Raw genomic sequence first — 18,403 nt, 5'->3', positions numbered from 1 at the left:
AATGTCAGTTCCAGAACGTAATCTGGCTCTTGAACTTGTTCGCGGAACAGAGGCAGCGGCAATGGCTGCTGGCCGTTGGATGGGGCGGGGCGATAAAAACGCTGCTGACGGAGCGGCTGTTACTGCGATGCGTTATATGCTTAACACTATTGCTATGGATGGCGTAGTTGTCATAGGCGAGGGAGAAAAAGACGAGGCTCCCATGCTTTTTAATGGGGAACGTTTGGGAACAGGGGTCTCCCCTGAGGTCGATATAGCTGTAGATCCAATTGACGGCACACGCTTAACGGCAATGGGACTTCCTGGTGCAATCAGCGTAGTGGCTCTTTCTGAAAAGGGGACAATGTATAATCCCAAAAATATCTTTTATATGAACAAGCTTGCTACGGGGCCTGATGCAGCCGACGTTATTGATATAGAAGCACCTATAGAAGATAATATTAAGAGAGTGGCTGAAAAGAAATCCAAATCTGTCGGTGATGTTACTGTCGTTGTGCTAGACCGTCCACGACATGATGAAGTTAAAACTCGAATTCGTCAAATAGGGGCACGCATAAAGATGATTCCTGATGGAGATGTAGCAGGCGCTCTCCTTACATGCAAGGAGCAAGGTGGAGCCGATCTTCTTGTGGGAATAGGTGGATCTCCTGAAGCAGTCATTACTGCCTGTGCCATCAAATGTCTTGGTGGAAATATGCAATGTAAACTTTGGACGAGAGATGAAAAGGAAGCAGAAGAGAGCAGAGCTTTAGGACTTGATCTCGACGCTGTACTTACTCTTGATGATCTTGTTAAGGGTGACAATGTCTTTTTCGCTGCTACTGGCGTAACAGATGGAGATTTTCTTAAAGGTGTTCGTTATGAAGGCCGGCGTATTCGTACTTTTTCAATGGTTATGCGTTCGAAAAGCGGAACGGTACGCTATATAGAGGCTGTACATCATCCTAAAAAATTATGTACGATCAGTGGTATCGATTACGCTCCTGAATGTGAAGCATAAAATTAAGAAAGAGAGGTCGCTTTTTGAAAGCGACCTCTCTTATTTTTCTCCCCATCGGGCCAAACCTAAAGCTGCCTGTCCGACAGAAATATTTTCATCATTAGGAGAGAGTAAATGGTGGGTAAGTGGTTTTAGACCTCTTTGCTTAAGATATGAGACAGTTAAGGCAAGAAGCCTTTTGTTTTGCCATACTCCTCCAGAAAGAGCTACATGTTTAATTCCAGTCTTTTGGGATAATAATTGGCACATTTCAGCTGTCCAATAGGCTATGCCTCCATGGAAAGCAGCGGCAAGAACTTTTTTTGAATGTAACGAACGATTGCTCATCATCCATTTAACCATTGGACGCCAATCCAGATAAAGGAATCCTTCTTTTTCGAAAATTTTAAAAGGAGCACTCCCGCTCCCGTATGATTGAGATTCAAGCTCCATAGCTGCTTGCCCGTCGTATGTAATTTCCGTGCAAAATCCGAGAAGGGCCGATATCCCATCGAAAAACCGTCCACATGAAGTTGTGACTGGTGATTCGTCCATAATAATTAACTGACTCTGCAAGCGATTCTTCATTTCTGGCCAAATAGAAGAACCTAACGATAGAGCCTCTTCTTTTCCTATCGTATGTGCCAAGAGCGCCAATCCGTATCGCCACGGTTCCAAAACGGCTTTTTCTCCTCCAGGAAGGTTACAAGGAAGGAGTGAACCTTTTCTTTGATAGTGCATGAGATCACCGATAAGAAACTCGCCACCCCAGATTGTTCCATCTTCACCGTAGCCTGTTCCATCGAAAATGGCCCCTATTGCAGGTTCTTCAAAACGATTTTCGAGAAGGCAAGCAGCCATATGGGCATAATGATGTTGAACTCCCAAAGTTTCTTTAAATGTTTCTTTAACTATATCTTTGGCCAAGTAACCAGAAAGATACTGAGGATGAAGATCATAAACGAGATATTGCGGGTGTAAATTGTAAAGCTTAAGGAAATGGCGTAACGCTCGTTTGTAATATTCGACTGTTCCTATTTGTTTCAAATCACCTAGATATTGCCCTGGAAATATAGTTCGATCCTGGGTCAAAGTAAAGGTTGACTTCATTTCTGCTCCAGCTGCTAATATGACAGGTCCTTTATTAAGGGCAGTGAGAGGAATGGGAACAAATCCCCTCGCTCTGCGTATGAGAATGTAATCTCGCCCTTGCGATGCGATTACAGAATCGTCTATGGCCATATGAATATCTCTGTTATGCATGAGAAATATGTCTGCGAGGCCAGATAATGATGAAAGTGCATCATCATTTTTTGAAATAATAGGAGCATCGCTCATATTGGCACTTGTCATAATAAGAGCATCAAATTTTTCGAACAACAAGTGGTGAAGAGGTGTGTATGGAAGCATGATACCCAATGTGTTTTGTTGTGGAGCGACGAGGGGAGAGAGCCGCGTGTTTTTTCTTATAGGGCAAAGTACGATAGGTCTTTTTGATGATGTGAGAATTTTTTCAGCGGTGTTCGTAAGATGAACCAATTGCTTGGCTACTCGTACATTAGCGACCATAAGAGCAAAAGGCTTATCCTTTCTGTTTTTTCGCTCTCTCATTCGCCTCACAGCCTCATCATTGAAAGGGTCGCAGGCGAGATGGAAGCCGCCTAATCCCTTGATAGCAGCTGTCTTGCCTTCTTTCAAAAATGAGCAGCATTTTAAAAGAGCTTCTTCACCTTGTGCAAGAGTGGTGTTTATATGGTCTGTAAGCCATAGCGATGGACCACAGTCGAAGCATGCGTTGGGTTGGGCGTGATAACGGCGATTTGAAGATGTTGTATATTCCCCCGTGCACGTATCACACATTGTAAAGTGACTCATCGTTGTTAACGGCCTGTCATAAGGTAAATCTTGTATAATTGTGTATCGGGGGCCACAGTTCGTACAGTTTATAAATGGATATCTATATCTTCGATTTTCAGGGTCTCTCATTTCACGAAGACAATCGTCACATGTGGCGATATCTGGCGGAATAAGCACCCGCTGATGTTCTAGCCGAAGACTTTTCTCTATGATAAAACTTCCCGTTGTTTCCGCTGTGCTTGTTTCTTGAGAAATATATTCTATTGATGAGATATGCGAGGCGTCTGGTTTCTCTTCTTGTAGTCGAGAGATATACTTCTGTATTTGCTCGATAGATCCCTTAAGCTTTATAACGACACCGTCAGAAGTATTTTTAACAGAACCACCTAGTCCCATTTCTTCTGCAAGTCGAGCACAAAAAGGGCGGAATCCTACTCCTTGAACTATTCCTGTTACAAGAAAGGTCGCGATATTGAGCATTGACAAACCTCCGTTCACAAGGCATTTTAAAACATAGTAAGCTCTACTACAAGAGCTTATAAGAGATAAAGGAGACGAGTACTCCATGAATGAAAATAATGAAAAATTACGGTTGGTCCATATCTATATGGGAAACGGAAAAGGCAAAACCACAGCAGCTTTAGGTTTGGCTATTCGAGCTGTTGGGTGGAAGATGAAGGTCGGAATTATTCAGTTCATGAAAGGGTGGCCTCAATATGGAGAGCTCACCAGTTTATCCCGTTTTCCTGAAATAAAGCTTATTCAGACGGGACGTCCCGATTTTGTCGATAAAAAAGCTCCTCTACAGATCGATATTGACGAAGCGCATCGTGGTCTTGTAATTGCAAGAGAATGGGTAGAAAAAGGACTTTTTGATCTTGTGATTCTTGACGAAATTAACGTTGCGCTTGATTATGAGCTTATTGAATTGAAAGATGTTATCTCGCTTCTACAGAAACGTTCATCACATGTAGAATTAGTTCTTACCGGGCGAAATCCTCCTAAAGATTTGCTTCCCTATGCTGATTTGATTACAGAGATGAAAGAAATTCGTCATCCATACACAAAAGGAATACTTGGTCGAAAAGGTTTTGATTACTGATGAAAATTCTTCCATATGCCGTACCTATTGAGGAAATGGAAAAAGAATTTGGAGCTCGTCTTCAAGAAGGATTTTCAACGGAAGAGGCTACTGCGGCCTTAGAAAAATATGGAAGAAATATTTTAGAAGAGACAGAGGTTATTCCTTGGTGGAAAATATTCTTCCGCCAATTTACAACTCCTATGGTTTATTTGCTGTCAGTAGCGGCTATTATAAGCTTCTTGATGAGAGAGAATCTAGATGGAAGTGCCATTATAGCTGTTATAACAATAAATGGAATTATAGGATTTCTGACTGAGTATAGAGCAGAAAGGGCTTTGCAAGCCTTGAAATCCATGACATCCCCTCATTGTCGCGTCTTGAGAAATGGAGTTGTTGCTCAAATTTCCTCTATGGATGTAGTTCCAGGAGATATTTTGTTACTTGAGGCAGGAGATGTGGTTCCTGCAGATGGACGCCTTTTTAAAATTTCAAATTTTATGGTGAACGAAGCGACCCTTACTGGAGAGTCTCTGCCTGTTGAAAAAGATACAAACCCTTTACCAGCAAAGACGCTTCTTGCTGACCGCAAAAATTCTGTCTATGCTGGAACAAGCGTTGTGAAAGGAACAGCACAGGCGGTTGTCGCCCATACAGGAATGGAGACGGAAATAGGGCGCATCGGGAAAATGCTTCAACATGTCAATGTACAATCTACTCCTTTAGAAGAACGTTTGGCTGCTTTCAGTCAATTTCTTATCTGGGTGACTTTAGGTGTTGCTTTTCTTGTTATTGGAATAGGCATGATACAAGGCAGAGATTTTATTAGAATGCTTGAAACGGGCATAGCTCTGGCCGTAGCCGCTGTGCCTGAAGGTTTGCCCTTTGTTGCTACCATGACATTAGCCCTTGGTGTGCATAGAATGGCTAAAGTAAACGCACTTGTTCGTAATTTGGCTTCAGTCGAGACACTGGGATCGACAACTGTTATTTGTACAGATAAAACGGGAACACTTACCATGAATAATATGACTGTTCGGGAAATTGCTCTGTCTCATCCTAGTGCCCGATCCATTTTTTTACAGACGGCAGTTCTTTGTAATGATGCAGTGCTTTCTGATGATAAAGGCATAGGAGATCCCATGGAAGTGGCTCTTTTGCGCTATGCAGGTGAAGAGGCACTTTCGTTGCGAAAAATTTTGCCTCGTATTAAAGAAGAACCTTTCGATTCAGAGACAATGAGAATGGTTACGTGGCACAAAACGGGAGTTGCCGTTAAAGGAGCTCCGGAGCGCATCCTTGAAGATGTTAAGCAAATCTTTACAGAGAAAGGGATACAATCTATCTCTGGTGAGATGCGCGAAAAATGGAATAGAGAAATTTACGGACTTGCTTCTCGAGGCATGAGGACGATTGCATTTGCTTGGGGCAAATCTCTCGATGACCTTATCTTTTTAGGAGTTGCTGGAATAGATGATCCACCTCGGGAGGAAGTTCCTGAAGCTGTTGCTCTTTGCCATCAAGCGGGAATACACGTTATTATGATTACGGGAGACCATCTTTCCACTGCACAGGCTATTGCACGTGAGATCGGAATTTCAAAAGATGAAAGATCTTCTGCTCTTGTGGGAAGTGAACTTGAACAAATATCAGAGGAAGAACTAGCAGCTAGGTCCCGAAAAATATCTGTTGTGGCCAGGGTTGCACCAGAACACAAACTTAAAATTGTCAGAGGGCTTCAAAAAGCGGGAGAAGTTGTTGCTATGACGGGAGACGGAGTCAATGATGCAGTGGCCTTAAAACAAGCTGATGTCGGTGTAGCAATGGGGATACAGGGAACCGAAGTAAGCAAAGAAGCATCTGATATTATTTTGCAAGATGATCGATTTAATACTATAGTAGAGGCCGTTAAAGAAGGCCGGCGTATTTTTGATAACATTAGGAAGGCCATCCTTTTCTTGCTTTGTTGCAATTTGAGTGAGGTTTTAACTGTTTTTTTAGGTATTTTGTTGAAGTTGCCAGCTCTCCTTATCCCTCTTCAGATTTTATGGATTAATTTGGTAACAGATGTTGTGCCAGCGTTGGCTTTATCTCTTGATAGTGCCGAGCCGGATATAATGTATCGAAAGCCAAAAAGCAGAAGCGAGGATATTATTACCCGACAACATAAAAAAGAAATAATTTTTTATGGACTTCTTATTACAATGGGTGTTTTTGCAGCGTATTACTGGTCTCTTTGGTATCATAAAGAAGACTTTGTGCGAGCAACAGAGATGAGTTTTCATACTTTAGTGTTAGCTCAGCTGTTTTTCGTTTTAAGTGTAAGAAAACATAGTTTTGTGCAGTATCCGTCTCAACTTTGGCAAAATAAATGGCTTTTGGCAGGAATTTGTTTTTCAGGCGCGTTACAGTGTGTAATTACCTATATACCTCTTTTCCAAGAGGTTCTGCGTATAGTTCCTCTTAATATAGAGGAGTGGGGGATTGTGATTTGTGCAGCTCTTATCCCTACTATGATTGCTCAAATTCGCAAGTTAGTCGTTAAATTCTAGGTGATATTATGGTGAAAAAGGTACTTGTAGGCATGAGTGGCGGTATTGATAGTGCCGTTACATCCTTACTTCTCAAAAAAGAAGGATACGATATAACCGGCCTCTTTTTAACTCTTTCGGGGCCAGATGATTCTAGTGCGCAACAACAAGCGAAAGAGCTTGCTCAGAAGCTGAACATTGATTTTGAGATTTTTGATGGAAGGAATTTTTTTTCAAACAATGTCATAACTGAGATCCTTTCTGAATATCAGGAAGGGCGAACTCCCAATCCCTGCGTATTATGTAATCCTTCTGTAAAGTTCAAACTTCTTTTCTCTGTTGCAAAAGAGAGAGGGATTCCGTATGTAGCAACGGGTCATTATGCGCAAATAGTGAAGAATGGCGATAAATATTGCATCTCGCGCGGAGTTGATGAGAGAAAAGATCAAAGTTATATGTTATATCGTCTTCCTCAAGAATGGTTGCCTTTTATTATCTTCCCATTAGGGTCTTTGCGAAAGACGGATGTTCGAGAATTAGCGAAACAAAGTTTTCCTTCGTGGATTGTTCAGAAACAAGAAAGTCAGGACGTGTGTTTTGCTCCCCAAGGGTTGGCTGATTTTTTAATGGGTCGTTTAGACCGTCGAACATGCAGATCTGGTTCTATAGTTGATGAAAAGGGAAGAACAATTGGCGAACATCAAGGTCTTTGGCGTTATACTATAGGGCAACGTAAAGGGTTGGGATTGCCTAACGGACCTTGGTTTGTTATAGCTAAAGATATGAAGAAAAATGTTTTACATGTTTCCCGTAACAACGATATATCTTTATTGCGAATACGTTGCCAAAATCCTGTTTTCCATTGCACAATGAATAATGAAACAGTTTACATGGCGGAGCACAGATATCGAACTCATCCATTCCCTGTAGTTTTAGAAAGGCAGACTGAAGAGTTTTTCGAAGTTCGATCTTTAGAAAAGGGAGGACCAGTTGTGGCTCCAGGACAATCTTTAGTTTTGTATAATAAAAATATTGTATGTGGTGGTGGAATTATTATTTCATCAGAGGAGGTGCCCCATGTCAGTGAATAATATGTACAAATTGCCTCTAGAAAAGTTGAGAAAAAGAACTGATATTAGCGCTCTTTCCTTTAAGACAACGGAAGAGATAGAGTGTCTTGAAAAGTTTATTGGACAAGAACGGGCAGTACGAGCAATTTCCTTTGGCTTAGCTGTTGATAGCAAAGGATACAATATATTTGTTTTGGGAAATCCTGGAAGCGGTAGAACCACCTATTCTCTTGAACGTCTTCGCGAATCTGCCAAAGAAAAAGCAGCACCTGATGACTGGATTTATGTCTATAACTTTGATGATCCGAGTCGTCCTCTTGCGATCAATTTACCTGCAGGAAAAGGCAAAGAGATGGGCGCAGCCTTTAACGAGTTATTGGGAGAGCTCAAAGTAGCCATAAGCAAGGCTTTTGAAAAAAGCCAGTATGAAGATGCCAAAGCACAACTTGTTAAAAACTTTCAAGAGCAGGTTAATACGCTTATGGAAGATGTTCGGGCCTGGGCGACGGAGAAAGACTTTTCATTAAAAAGAACGCCACAGGGTTTTGTTAATATTCCTCTTATTGAGGAGACAAGCGAAGAAGGCGAAACGACGAAAAGAGAGTTGCAGCAAGAGGAATTTGAGGCGCTTTCTGAGGAAAAGCAGAAAGCGCTGCAAGAAAAATCTGAAGAAATATCTCAGAGAACACTTGATACTTTGAGAAAGATTCGAGATCTTGAAAAAGCTCTTAAGGAAGAGATAGGAAAGCTCGAAGAAGAAATTTGCCGAACAGCTATTACTCCATATCTTCAAGATATTAAAGAAAAATATGGAACAACAGAAGTGCTTTGCAAATGGATAGATTCGTTAGCAGAAGATATTATTAGTAACTTTAATATATTTGTAGCTGCGGCTAAGGATGATTCTGCCGATATCGATTTTAATCGATATACTATCAATGTCTTTGTTGCAAACGATCCAGAAGATGGAGCTCCTGTCATTTGGGAAACAAACCCCACTTATTACAATTTGACAGGAAAAGTGGAATATGAAAGTAGACAAGGATATCTTTATACAGATTTTCATAAGATAGTAAGCGGTGCTTTCCAAAAAGCTAATGGGGGGTACCTCATTCTTGATGCAGAAAAAGTGCTTTTAAACTTCATGTCATGGGAGGCTCTAAAACGGGCATTAAGAACGGGAGAGGCAACAATAGAAAATTTAGGTGAACAGTACGGAGCTATTCCGGTTTCTTCTCTCAGGCCCCAACCTATTCCTATCAATGTGAAGGTTGTTATGGTTGGAACACCCCTTCTATATGCTTTGTTGCAGTACTATGATCCAGAATTTCTTAAAATGTTCAAAATCAAGGCTGATTTTGACAGAGATATGCCTCGTACTCCTGAAGCGGAGCAACAGATGGCACAGTTTATTTGTGGTTTTGTTCGAAGAGAAGGGAAAATTCCGTTTTCTGTGGAGGCTGTAGCTGAAGTTATAGAGTGGGCAAGCCGTCTAGCCGAACATCAGAATCGAATAACTACGGAGTTTAATAAAATTATAGAAATTATTGTTGAGGCCACTGCGTGGGCCAAATCGGAAAATGTCAGTCTTATAGAAGCTCGCCATGTCTATAAAGCAATCGAAGAAAAAAGGTTCCGTACTAATCTTATTCAGGAGCGCATTCAGCGAGCATACGAAGAAGGAGTCATTACTATCCAGACAGAAGGAGCAGTGGTTGGACAGATCAACGCTCTTTCGGTCATAGATTTGCGAGACTATATGTTTGGTCACCCTTCCCGTATAACATCTAATGTCTATATGGGGCAAGAAGGAGTCGTCAACATAGAACGAGAAGTCAAGTTGACAGGCCCTATTCATAATAAGGGGCTTCTTATCCTTTCTAGTTATCTTGGAAGAAAGTATGCTCAGGATATGCCCCTTTCGCTTTCAGCACGAATTGCTTTTGAGCAAACGTATGGTGAAATTGATGGAGACAGTGCTTCTTCAACGGAACTTTATTGTTTACTATCTGCTCTTTCAGGCATTCCATTGCGCCAGGATATAGCTGTGACAGGGTCAGTAGATCAATTTGGTAATGTTCAGGCTATTGGCGGTGCTAACGAAAAGATTGAAGGATTTTTCCGCTATTGTAAGTTCCGAGGCCTGACAGGAACTCAAGGTGTTATGATCCCTGCACAAAATATTATTCATCTCATGCTTAATCAGGAAGTGCTGGATGCGGTGGAAGAAGGACAGTTCCATATTTGGGCAGTAAGTAGCATTGATCAGGGAATTGAAATTCTAACGGGGAAACAAGCTGGAATTCCAGATGAAAATGGTGTGTATCCCGAAGATAGCATTCATTTCCTTGTAAAAAAACAGCTTGAATCTTGGATGGAAAAAGCTGCAAAACTTAAGAAAAAATATGGTGTGTCTTCTGAAAATGAGCAAAATGCAAAAAAAGAATAACGTTGAAACTTTGTCGAGAAAAGACATCTGTGACTCTCTTCCAAACGCATCACATGTTGCGGAGGTACTAGATCGTCTTGAAGAGTGTTGGAATATGGAGAAGGACCCTCCAAACCTTTGGCATGAGGAACCTCTTGACGGGTTGATCCTTACTCTTTTATCGCAGAATACAAATGATAAGAACAGAGATCGGGCGTATAACAATCTGAAAAGGATTTACCCTACATGGGAGGGTGTTGCTCAGGCAGCAACAGAGGATATAAAAGAATCCATTCGTGTAGCGGGATTATCTGACATCAAATCTAAACGAATGAAAGACATTCTTGAGGCTGTAAAGGCTTCTTTTGGCTCATATTCAATAAAGGCATTACGAGATAAAAGCTCTGAGGAGGCCAGATATTTTCTTTCTAGACTGCCTGGAGTGGGAGCTAAAACAATTGCATGTGTCTTACTCTTTGATTTGAGTTTTCCCGCTTTTCCTGTTGATACGCACATACAGCGCTTTTCAAAAAGAATTGGCTGGGCCCATGAACGATGTAAGCCAGAAGAAATTGAGACAATGCTTGAAAAAGTAGTTCCAGAAAGCCGGTTTTTAGGTGGGCATGTCAACATTATTACTCATGGCCGAAATATATGTCTTGCGAGACAACCTCAATGTTCTCATTGTGCTGTTCGTGATTTGTGCATGTTTGCTAAAAATATGGAATGAAGAAAAAGGAGGCAGCTTCTAAAGGCTGCCTCCTTCGTTTTTAGTATCAAAATTTATTGCAAAAATTAATCTTCCTGTGCTTTGTCGTCTTCTAATTTCTTGAGGTTGGCTAAAACGATTCTATACCCGTCAGCACCGTATTCAAGGAATTTCTTAACCCTGCTTATTGTTGCAGTACTAGCACCTGTTTGTTGCGCAATCTGAGGATATGTGTACCCTCCATCAAGCAATCTTGCAACTTCTAGGCGCTGTGCCAGAGCTCGTATTTCCCCAATAGTCGCTACGTCTTCAAGAAAACCGTACATTTCTTCCACTGAATTCAACGACAATAAAGCTTTGCAAAGCTGATCAGTTAATTGATCCTTCCATTTTTCTACCATAAACGCCATACCTCCTCGTTATTCGAAACGTTTTGATAGTTGAGAAAGGCAACTATAAACCTTGTCCATCTCACCTGAGAGACCAATTGAAACTCTGATCCAACTGCCTCCCATATCCGGTATTTTAAAAAATTTGATTGCAATGTCATTTTCTTCAAATAATGATTGAATAATTTTTTTCTCTTCATGAATATGTACTAATACAAAATTTGCATCACTTGAATACGCATGTATTGAGGGGAGCATATTACATTGGCGTATAAATGATTCACGATTGTCTTGAATTGATTTCTTACGTTCTTGAATCAAACCTGGGTATTTCAATACTATATTAACTATAGCTGCTGTAAGCTGATTGATATTAAAGGGACTTTTTATTGTATTGAGAGTATGTGCTACATCAGAGTTACAAATCCCATATCCAAAACGAATTCCTGCTAGTCCCCACGCTTTAGAAAGTGTTTTGAGGATAACTGTGCGGGCAGGAATATTATTTGCTTGAAGAGATTCTAAGAACGTCTCATTAGCAAACTCTCCATAGGCTTCATCTATAACTGTAATCCCTATGTTTTGTTCGATAACCTCTTGTAAGAACAAGCAAGGCAATGTCTGTCCAGTAGGGTTGTTGGGCGTGTCTATAAGAACTAAAACAGGTTTTTCTCTTCTTAAAGTATCTAGAAAGAGTTCTGTGTTGAAAAAACAATCCTTTTCAGTAAATGTTATGGGCACAGTAATGTGTTCAGCTCCATAAACACGGCATAAATGGGCGTATTCCGAAAAAGATGGCGAGAAAGTGAGTACTTTTGCCCCTGGTTTAACATATGCAGCAAAAAGCAACCATAAAACTTCATCTCCTCCGTTACCTAAAATGTAACTCTTTGTAGGGAAACCGGTAAAGTAGCTGAGTTGTTTTTTAATGTCACTATACCCTGGGTCTGGATATCTATTCAACTCCACATCTGTAAGAACAGAAAAAATTTCTTCTTTCAGAGATTGAGGAAGCTGAAAGGGATTTTCATTTTTATCAAGGCGTATTTTGGGGTTAATGTGTGTTAACATTTGTATGCCTCACTTCTTCTTAACTTCAACTAATTAGAGTGTAAAACTTATCGATTTATAACGCAGTCTAACATGGCTAGAAATACCTGTCAACAGATAGGATTTAGTGTAATATATAAGAAAGTGAATAATTATTAAAGAAGAGAAAAGGATAATGGGGGCCTATGAAGAAAATAAGAAAAGTACCCATATCAGAACTTAAAGATACAGAAGGAATTATTATAGAAGATGTTTTGGCGAAAGACATGGTTCTTGTTTCTAAAGGAACGGAGTTAAAGCGTCTTTTTGAGTTGAAGCCTGGAATAGAAGAAGATTTAAAACGTCATGGAATTGAATGGGTCAGAGTAAAGAGTATTACGCCCTCACTGGAGTCTTTTTCTCATGTACTTCCTGAACTTTTGCCTCCAATTCGTATTATCAATTCTCGTTTTGCCGAAGTTGTCTTTTACCAATTCGCTGCTTTTGCACAAAACATAAAGAATAAACGTCTTAGAAAAGAAGGAATTACAACATTTATTAATATGGGGGCCTCTCTTGTTGAAGAAATATATGAAACATCATCTATAACGTTATCTTTGACAGAAACTGATCACGAGGAAAAACAGCTTTTTTCTCACTTACTCAATGTAGCATTGTTAAGTGGTTATATTGCCAAGCAAATTTTCCCATATTGGAGAGAAACGGCGGAAAATGCAGTTATTACAGGTTTATTTCACGATATTGGGAAGATCCTCTATAAAGATTGCGAATCTGAGGAATGTAAAATGAATCACCCTATTCTCGGAGAAAGTATGCTTCGAGAAGCTGGAGTGGAGAATGAGAATATTCTTTATGGAGTTCGGGCCCATCATGAAAAATGGGATGGTTCGGGGCATCCTGATAGAATAAAGAATGAAAAAATTCCGTTGCTCGCTCGGATTGTGGCTGTAGCCAATAGTTTTTGTTCTTTGGAAGAAGAAAGCAACACATACTCGCAACGATTATCGAAGGTAGTGATGCATGTTAGTTCTTCTTATGATCCCTTCATTGTAAGAGGAATTGTTTCTTCTTTAGGACTCTACCCGCCAGGAAGCTTTGTTGAGCTTTCAAATAACAAGAAAGCAATCGTTCTTTCGACAGGAATAAATAATATTTTTCAACCTCGTATTTGTCTTATTGAAAATGAAGAAATTCAAGACGGAATAATTGATTTAAATGGAAACCCGTCTCTTTATATACGTCAGGTGTGGGATAATATAGATAAGAAGCCAGTAGCGGAACTTTCAAAAAAGGATATAAAAATAGAAAGCGCAACGGCATCACATGCCGGATATATATATAAAAAATACAAAGGTTAAATGGAGGTGTTTTTACCTCTCACTCTTTGCATCTAGAGCAATTATGCTGTATTCTTACAGCATGTATTTTAGAAGCGCTAATTTTAGTAGGAGGTAAGAAATGTATGAGTCAAGTTATTGACACCACTGATTTTTATTCCGGTATAAAAATGAAGTGGCAGGAGGGTATTTGGGAAGTAGTAGAATACCAACACCACAAAATGGGGCGTGGTGGCGCAGTAATTCGTACGAAGCTGAAGAATATAGAGAATGGATCTATTGTAGAAACAACTTTCCGTTCTGGCGAAAAATTTGAGCGAGTAATTTTCGATGATAAAGCTGCGCAGTTCCTTTATCAGGAGGGTGACAGTTACGTTTTTATGGATATGGAAAGCTACGACCAGCTCTATATTCATAAAGATGTTTTAGGTGATGTTGTTAACTACCTGACCGATAATTTAGAAGTTCAACTTGAATATTATGAAGGGCGCGTGATGGGGGTAGAACTTCCCAAGAGCGTAGAATTAAAAGTTATAGATACCCCTCCCGGTTATAAGGGGGACACTGTTTCCAGTAGTGGAAAACCAGCAACGTTAGAGACAGGCATTACTATTACCGTACCTATTTTTGTAAACGTAGGAGATACTGTAGTAGTTGATACTCGTTCGGGGGAATATCTCGAACGGGCTAAAAAATAAGGAATCCAGGAGGGTCGAACTATGAGCGCAAAAGAAAAAATAGCATACCTGAAAGGCTTATTGGCAGGGCTTGACATTCAGGATGAAACGACAGCTAAAGCGTTTAAGTCTGTTACTGAAGCTTTAGAGGCTCTTGCAGAAGAAGTAGAGGAACAGGCTGATATCATAGAAGAGCAGCAGGACCTTTATGAGGAGCTTGCTGATGATTTTTCCCTTCTAGACGAAGATCTCGATTCTCTCGAGAGATCCTTTGCTGAATATGTAGGCGAAGATTTTGACGAAACAGACGAGGATGAAGAAGCTGATTTTGATGAAACATACGAGTCAGTTGCTTGCCCAAAATGCGGACACATTTTTTATTATCAGCCAGAAGTATACGGTGAAGACGAATCTCTTCAGTGTCCCGATTGTGGGGAAACCTTCGCTCAACCTACAGAAGAGTAATTAGAAAAGGAGGTCTAGTGATGGATGACGTTCGTGAAGACCTGAACCTTGAATCTCAAGATCAGGATTTTGAGATGGGGGAGCCTGTGAGGGACGAACAGGAAGTAACAGAAGAGCGTTCTGTTCAGGGGAATGTTCACATAGCAGAAGATGTCATCACAGAGCTGGCCCGAAAAACATTGACTCTTGTCCCAGGAGTACAGCCGGCAAGTCCGGGACTTGTTTCTAAGTTAGGGTTGGTAGGCCGTAAGGCTATTGATGGGATTAAAGTTTCTGTAGAAGAAAATATTAATCCACCTCAAATTACTGTTGATGTTTTCGTTTTAGTGAAATATGGTTTGCGTATTCCAGATATAGCTTGGGATCTTCAAGAAGCTGTGAAGAATAATCTTGAGCAATATACCGGATATACAGTTAAAGCAGTAAATGTTAATGTGCAAGGAGTATTTTTTCATGAACGTTCTGTGCAGTCAGTAAACGCTGATACAGATAAGAATGTTGTGAAAGAACAGGTTGTGAGTGTAACTGAAACAGGATCTGAAACTGAAGCCGACGCAGAGTCTAAATAGCGTTTGGTTATATTGTGTGATAGGGAAGGCCGGCCTCATTTGTGCCGGCCTGTCTTAATCCCGGGGGTGGTTTGCGATGTATCTGTTTTGGAAAAATACAACCCTTGGCAGTATTCGTTTATCTCGGGAAGGGTTGACAGAATTTATTGATTCATTGCTTTTGCCTTCATATTCTTGCAAAGAAGTTGCCCTTTCCAGAATGGAAAATTCGTTGTATATTGTTTTATCTCTGCCTCAACCCCATAATGCTCTTGAAGTGAAGATGGTTGAGGAAAAACTCCAATCGTCCTTTGCTGATTTGGGATTAGGCGTTCATATTTCTTGGACAGAAGAGAAAATTACAAAAGATAAGAAGAAGATTCCAGAAATACTGCAAAATCCTTTATCTTGGGTGGCTTGTACCGCAGGAATAACCGCCTTGATTCATATGCGAATTAAAGGAATTCTCTGGACAGTTGCAGTAAGCGCTTTGACTTTTGTTGTTGCGCAATTTTTGCTGTCAGAACACGGGCAAAAATTGATAGATCGTTGTATAGATTACATAAGAAAAATCATCAGGAGGTAAATGTTGAATAAGAACATCCTTCCTCAAAAAAGACGTAGATCGAGGGAAATCGCTTTACAGGTTTTATACGCGTTAGATATACGTAATTGCGAAACAGTAGATCAGATTCTTGATTTTTATCCGGAGGTTGATGAAGATCCGGATGTGGCTTCTTATGCTACAGCTCTGGTCAATGGTGTGTGGAACTCTCGTTTTGAGATTGACACCCTTATTCGTGAGTATGTTGTAGGATGGAGACCGGAACGAATGGTTGCTGTAGACAGAGCAGCTCTCCGTCTTGCAATTTATGAAGGGATAATTAATCAAATGATTCCCATTCCTGTTGCTATTTCGGAAGCCGTTGAGCTTGCTAAAGCCTTTGGAACGGAAGAGTCAGGTCGTTTTGTTAATGGTGTACTTGGTAGAATCGTTCGAGCTCTTTCACCATCGGTAAAGGATGAAGAAGATGCAGGGAACAACTCTCCCCAGACTCACAGTTGATGAGGTTACAAACCGTATTCAAGGATTACTTTTTTCAGATCCGGTACTTCAAAATCTTGTAGTTGTTGGTGAGATAGTCGAAATAAAGAGACATACAAGTGGGCATGTTTATTTTACTTTAACAGGCGATGAGGGACGTTTAGCCTGTGTCCTTTTCAAATCTGATGCTATGCGAGTTCCTCTGTGGCCTCGTAAAGGAGATGAAGTACTCGCCGAAGGGCGAGTTGGACTTTACCCTCCGCGAGGTTCATATCAACTTTATGTTCGACGGTTGACGCCTTTAGGTGTTGGTGCAGCCGCACGAGCACGAGAGGAACTACGAATCAGACTTGAAAAAGAAGGACTGTTTGATCCCCGGTTAAAAAGAAAACTTCCACCTTTCCCTCAGAAAGTAGCAGTGATAACGTCAGCAACAGGGGCGGCTATAAGAGACGTTGTAAAGGTTTCCCGTAACAGGTTTCCTCAGTGTTCTCTTATAATTGTGCCTTGTTTAGTGCAAGGGTATGACGCCCCGGAGGAAATTTTTGCAGCTTTTTCGCAAATCCGTACATATGGTGATATTGATGCTGTAATGCTTGTTCGCGGAGGGGGAAGTCGCGATGATCTCACTCCTTTCGATGATGAGCGAGTCGTGAGAGCCATTCGTATGTGTCCCTTCCCGGTTGTAACTGGTGTAGGTCACGAAATTGATGTTACGCTAAGCGATTATGCAGCAGATGTTTCTGCTTCAACGCCCTCTGCTGCAGCAGAACGTCTCTTTCCTGATTATCGTGATTTATCTAGGCAAGTTAACCACTATTCGCAATCTATTATAAAAGCTTGTTTTCAAAGCATAGACAAAAAAAATGAACATTTGATCCAAATTGAACAACTTCTTAAAACGTTCTCTTTTAAAAATATAGAAATAACCGCCAAAAGTCTGACCGAAAGAAGACGACATATGAATCTTTTGATGAAGTCAAGATTTGAAGAAAAGAAAAGTGCTCTTTCCTCTGTCGCAGGAGCACTTAATGCACTTTCCCCTCTCTCAATTCTCTCTCGAGGATTTATTAGCTGTACCAAAGAAGGTGGGGAAGTAGTCACTTCTGTTGACCAACTAGAGTTAAATGAAAGGCTTACACTCTCTTTCATAGACGGACAGTCAAAAGTACGTGTTGAAAAAATTACAAAAACAGGGGAAAGTGAGTGAAATCAATGTTGCCTAATCCAGTAAGTTGGGATGAAGAGAAAAAGAAAGTTCGCATTTTAGACCAAAGATGTCTTCCTTGGGATGTAACTTTTGTCTCCTGTTCTACTTTTGAGGATGTTGCTAAAGCTATAGAGAGTATGGTTGTTCGTGGAGCTCCGGCTATCGGAGTAGCTGCTGCTTTTGGTGTAGCTCTAGCGTCTAAAAATGGCAAGCAAGAAGCTGATAAGGCTATTAGGCGGTTGGCCCAAACAAGGCCTACTGCTGTAAATCTTTTTTGGGCACTTAAGCGTATGGAAAATATAGTAAATCTATCGGAAGGCCAATCTCTTTATTCTGAAATGATAAAAGAGGCCCATTCTATTCTTGAAGAAGATATTGAAATAAATCGTCATATAGGGCATTGGGGACAAAGTTTACTTCCTGAGAATTCTATAGTTTTGACCCATTGTAATGCTGGAGCGTTGGCTACAGCAGGATATGGAACAGCTCTCGGTGTTGTTCGTGCGGCAAGAGAAGAAGGTAAAAATATTAAAATTTATGCGGATGAAACACGCCCTGTTTTTCAAGGAGCGCGTCTTACTGCATGGGAACTTATTGAAGATGGTTTTGATGTAACTGTCATATGTGACAATATGGCAGGAGCTCTCATGAAAAAAGAACATATCTCTGCCGTTTTGGTCGGAGCGGATAGAATAGCTCTTAATGGTGATACTGCCAATAAGATTGGAACCTATTCTCTTGCGGTTTTAGCGAAGTTTCATTTAGTGCCCTTTTATGTGGTGGCCCCAATATCTACGATAGATAAAGAAGCTAAAGATGGTTCTTATATTGAGATAGAGCAGCGAAATGGCAAAGAGGTCAGAGAACCTACTGGTCATCCTTTGATTCCTGAATCCTTTCCGGTATGGAACCCTGCCTTTGACGTTACTCCGCACTCATTAATAACGGCAATAATAACGGAAAAGGGAGTGCTTTACCCACCTTTTCTTAAAAAAATAAAGACTATCTAGATATGTAAAGGGAGGAA

The 18,403-nt window shown here is 40.7% G+C and carries 17 protein-coding genes; 14 read left to right on the top strand and 3 right to left on the bottom strand.

Annotation, left to right across the window (positions count from 1 at the left end; all coding sequences use genetic code 11):
• Position 1 precedes the first annotated feature (1 nt).
• Positions 2 to 1,000, top strand: a complete 999-nt coding sequence (gene glpX / locus ACZ5GY_RS05200; protein ID WP_213690190.1) for a class II fructose-bisphosphatase — start codon at positions 2 to 4, stop codon at positions 998 to 1,000.
• Positions 1,001 to 1,039: 39 nt separating this feature from the next.
• Here the strand turns inward: glpX and hypF are convergent, their stop codons facing one another.
• Entirely contained in the window at positions 1,040 to 3,316 is a 2,277-nt protein-coding gene (hypF, locus tag ACZ5GY_RS05195; protein ID WP_213690189.1) for a carbamoyltransferase HypF, read from the bottom strand.
• A gap of 85 nt (positions 3,317 to 3,401) precedes the next feature.
• Between hypF and ACZ5GY_RS05190 the strand changes: the two genes are divergently transcribed.
• The 5 genes from ACZ5GY_RS05190 to ACZ5GY_RS05170 are packed head-to-tail and all read left to right on the top strand — an operon-like array spanning position 3,402 to position 10,676.
• A complete protein-coding gene (locus ACZ5GY_RS05190; RefSeq protein WP_213690188.1) occupies positions 3,402 to 3,938 on the top strand; it encodes a cob(I)yrinic acid a,c-diamide adenosyltransferase in 537 nt (178 codons plus the stop codon).
• Positions 3,938 to 6,469, top strand: a complete 2,532-nt coding sequence (locus ACZ5GY_RS05185; RefSeq protein ID WP_213690187.1) for a cation-translocating P-type ATPase — start codon at positions 3,938 to 3,940, stop codon at positions 6,467 to 6,469. The genes ACZ5GY_RS05190 and ACZ5GY_RS05185 overlap by 1 nt, the downstream gene beginning before the upstream one ends.
• Positions 6,470 to 6,480: 11 nt before the next feature.
• Positions 6,481 to 7,539: a tRNA 2-thiouridine(34) synthase MnmA gene (gene mnmA, locus ACZ5GY_RS05180; RefSeq protein ID WP_213699387.1), complete on the top strand. Its 1,059-nt coding sequence runs from the start codon at positions 6,481 to 6,483 to the stop codon at positions 7,537 to 7,539.
• Positions 7,526 to 9,967 (top strand): Lon protease family protein, encoded by a 2,442-nt coding sequence (locus tag ACZ5GY_RS05175; RefSeq protein WP_213690185.1) that lies wholly within the window; start codon positions 7,526 to 7,528, stop codon positions 9,965 to 9,967. Before mnmA ends, ACZ5GY_RS05175 begins: the two co-directional genes overlap by 14 nt.
• Entirely contained in the window at positions 9,951 to 10,676 is a 726-nt protein-coding gene (locus ACZ5GY_RS05170; RefSeq protein WP_213690231.1) for an endonuclease III domain-containing protein, read from the top strand. The genes ACZ5GY_RS05175 and ACZ5GY_RS05170 overlap by 17 nt, the downstream gene beginning before the upstream one ends.
• A gap of 65 nt (positions 10,677 to 10,741) precedes the next feature.
• On the opposite strand, the gene ACZ5GY_RS05165 is transcribed toward ACZ5GY_RS05170, so the two are convergent.
• Both ACZ5GY_RS05165 and ACZ5GY_RS05160 read right to left on the bottom strand, forming a co-directional pair.
• A complete protein-coding gene (locus ACZ5GY_RS05165; protein WP_213690184.1) occupies positions 10,742 to 11,056 on the bottom strand; it encodes a YerC/YecD family TrpR-related protein in 315 nt (104 codons plus the stop codon).
• Between the two features lie 18 nt (positions 11,057 to 11,074).
• Positions 11,075 to 12,115 carry a pyridoxal phosphate-dependent aminotransferase gene (locus ACZ5GY_RS05160; protein ID WP_213690183.1) on the bottom strand — a complete coding sequence of 347 codons (1,041 nt, stop codon included), beginning with the start codon at positions 12,113 to 12,115 and terminating at the stop codon, positions 11,075 to 11,077.
• Positions 12,116 to 12,279: 164 nt separating this feature from the next.
• Here ACZ5GY_RS05160 and ACZ5GY_RS05155 point away from each other — a divergent pair, with 164 nt between their 5' ends.
• The 8 genes from ACZ5GY_RS05155 (at position 12,280) to mtnA (ending at position 18,386) form a co-directional block, all read left to right on the top strand.
• Positions 12,280 to 13,452, top strand: coding sequence for an HD-GYP domain-containing protein (locus tag ACZ5GY_RS05155; protein ID WP_213690182.1), 1,173 nt, complete (start codon positions 12,280 to 12,282; stop codon positions 13,450 to 13,452).
• Between the two features lie 104 nt (positions 13,453 to 13,556).
• A complete protein-coding gene (gene efp / locus ACZ5GY_RS05150; RefSeq protein ID WP_213690181.1) occupies positions 13,557 to 14,129 on the top strand; it encodes an elongation factor P in 573 nt (190 codons plus the stop codon).
• Positions 14,130 to 14,150: 21 nt separating this feature from the next.
• Positions 14,151 to 14,573, top strand: a complete 423-nt coding sequence (locus ACZ5GY_RS05145) for a CD1247 N-terminal domain-containing protein (RefSeq protein ID WP_213690180.1) — start codon at positions 14,151 to 14,153, stop codon at positions 14,571 to 14,573.
• A gap of 20 nt (positions 14,574 to 14,593) precedes the next feature.
• On the top strand, positions 14,594 to 15,142 hold the full coding sequence (locus ACZ5GY_RS05140) for an Asp23/Gls24 family envelope stress response protein (RefSeq protein WP_213690179.1): 549 nt from the start codon (positions 14,594 to 14,596) through the stop codon (positions 15,140 to 15,142).
• Between the two features lie 76 nt (positions 15,143 to 15,218).
• Positions 15,219 to 15,707: a hypothetical protein gene (locus tag ACZ5GY_RS05135; protein WP_213699384.1), complete on the top strand. Its 489-nt coding sequence runs from the start codon at positions 15,219 to 15,221 to the stop codon at positions 15,705 to 15,707.
• 3 nt (positions 15,708 to 15,710) lie between these two features.
• On the top strand, positions 15,711 to 16,187 hold the full coding sequence (nusB, locus tag ACZ5GY_RS05130; RefSeq protein ID WP_213690177.1) for a transcription antitermination factor NusB: 477 nt from the start codon (positions 15,711 to 15,713) through the stop codon (positions 16,185 to 16,187).
• Positions 16,144 to 17,376, top strand: a complete 1,233-nt coding sequence (gene xseA, locus ACZ5GY_RS05125) for an exodeoxyribonuclease VII large subunit (RefSeq protein ID WP_464112067.1) — start codon at positions 16,144 to 16,146, stop codon at positions 17,374 to 17,376. The genes nusB and xseA overlap by 44 nt, the downstream gene beginning before the upstream one ends.
• A 5-nt stretch (positions 17,377 to 17,381) precedes the next feature.
• Complete coding sequence (mtnA, locus tag ACZ5GY_RS05120; protein ID WP_213690230.1) at positions 17,382 to 18,386, top strand: S-methyl-5-thioribose-1-phosphate isomerase; 1,005 nt, start codon at positions 17,382 to 17,384, stop codon at positions 18,384 to 18,386.
• The last annotated feature ends 17 nt before the right edge of the window (positions 18,387 to 18,403 follow it).

The sequence above is a fragment of the Aminobacterium thunnarium genome (genome assembly GCF_055390565.1).
This window is presented reverse-complemented; position numbering and strand designations above follow the sequence as displayed.